The organism is Blastococcus mobilis (genome assembly GCF_900188025.1).
Lineage (GTDB): Bacteria > Actinomycetota > Actinomycetes > Mycobacteriales > Geodermatophilaceae > Blastococcus_B > Blastococcus_B mobilis.
The window spans coordinates 1-1360 of record NZ_FZNO01000079.1; the positions used below are offsets into that span (position 1 = coordinate 1).

Below are 1360 nucleotides of genomic sequence, written 5' to 3' on the forward strand. Positions count from 1 at the left end.
GAACCGGCCTGGACCGGGCAGCTGCTCACCGACCGCGCGCGCGGGTGGGGCTGGGTGCCGCGGGTGAGCCTCGCGCAGGCCATGGACGAGCTGCGGCGGGGCCTGACGACGCGCGCGCGGCTGTAACCGACTACGGCCGGGGGCGCGGCTGCCGATATAGGACCCATGCGGAACATCATTACGATCATCGTCGCCACAGCCGCTCTCACGGCCGGCTGCTCGAGCTCCGGCGATGCCGCGGTCGTCGAGGCCACCAACTCCAGCGCGGTCACTACAGCCACCGAGCCGGCGACCGTCGCTGCCCCGTCTACGGCAGCCGAGACCGTGGACGCGGAAGCGGTTCTCGCCGAACTGACGGCCGCCGGGCTGCCAATCACCGACAGCGCGGCCGTTACCGAGACCAACGACGCGAACAACCTGATCGGCCGCCCTGGGCAGTACACGTCGAAGGTGGCGTTCGCCGACAGTCGCGTGGGCACGCCGATCGACCAGGCAGCCCCGGGTAATGAGGCGGGTGGCTCGATCGAGGTGTTCGCCGACGACTCGGATGCACAGGCCCGGTCGGACTACATCCAGCAGACCCTCAAGAGTCTGGGGCCGATCGCCGGCACGGAGTACCACTACCTGTCCGGCCCGGTCCTCGTCCGCGTCACTGGGGAGCTGGTTCCGTCGGCCGCGGCCGACTACGAGTCCGCAGTCGCTGGCCTGTCCTGAGGCGATGAACCCCCGTCTGTCGAAGTCGACGGGGGCTGTTCATCGCGGAAGATGCGTGGCTCAGCCGGTGACTGCTGACTGGTCATGGCCGGGCTCCCGGCGATCCTGATCAGACCTCGACGGCCGCGCCGCAGATGCCGCAGATCTCGATCTGCCGTCGTCCCCACCGAGCGATCGGGATGAAGAAGACGGTGAACTGCTTGACCGTCCGCACCCGCGCCCATGGCGTGGTGTTGCCGCAGTTCGGGCAGGTGCGGACTTTCCCCGGGCCCAGGTCCTGTTCCTTGGTGCCGAAGCCGAAGAGAAAGAACACTCCGCCACCGTAGGCAGCCGGCCCGGCCGCCGCTCGGCGGGCGACTTCCCCGGAGCTCGAAGCGATGAGGCCCGAAGTTCCCGCTCAGGCCGCGCGGAGCTGAGCAGGCCCTCGCAGCACCACGCCACCGGTCTAGTGGACCTATCGTCCACTGGGGGAGGGTCAGCAGCGCCTGAGACTCCGGGCCGGCCTGCCGGCCGATGTGGCCCCTTCAGGCATCGGACGGACGTGCCGACGTCTGAGCCCCGATCCACCGTCGAAGTGACTGGTGAGCGCGGGTCGTAACGCACGAATGCCCTTCTGAGCAGGGACGATGCGGTTTGTCTAGGACCG

General features: G+C 69.2%; 2 protein-coding genes. One reads left to right on the plus strand and one right to left on the minus strand.

The annotated features are described in order from the left end of the window. Positions 1-165: 165 nt before the first annotated feature. Positions 166-714: a hypothetical protein gene (locus CHB94_RS24315; protein ID WP_089339108.1), complete on the plus strand. Its 549-nt coding sequence runs from the start codon at positions 166-168 to the stop codon at positions 712-714. A gap of 109 nt (positions 715-823) precedes the next feature. On the opposite strand, the gene CHB94_RS24320 is transcribed toward CHB94_RS24315, so the two are convergent. After that, on the minus strand, positions 824-1027 hold the full coding sequence (locus CHB94_RS24320; RefSeq protein WP_089339109.1) for a zinc-ribbon domain-containing protein: 204 nt from the start codon (positions 1025-1027) through the stop codon (positions 824-826). Positions 1028-1360: the final 333 nt, after the last annotated feature.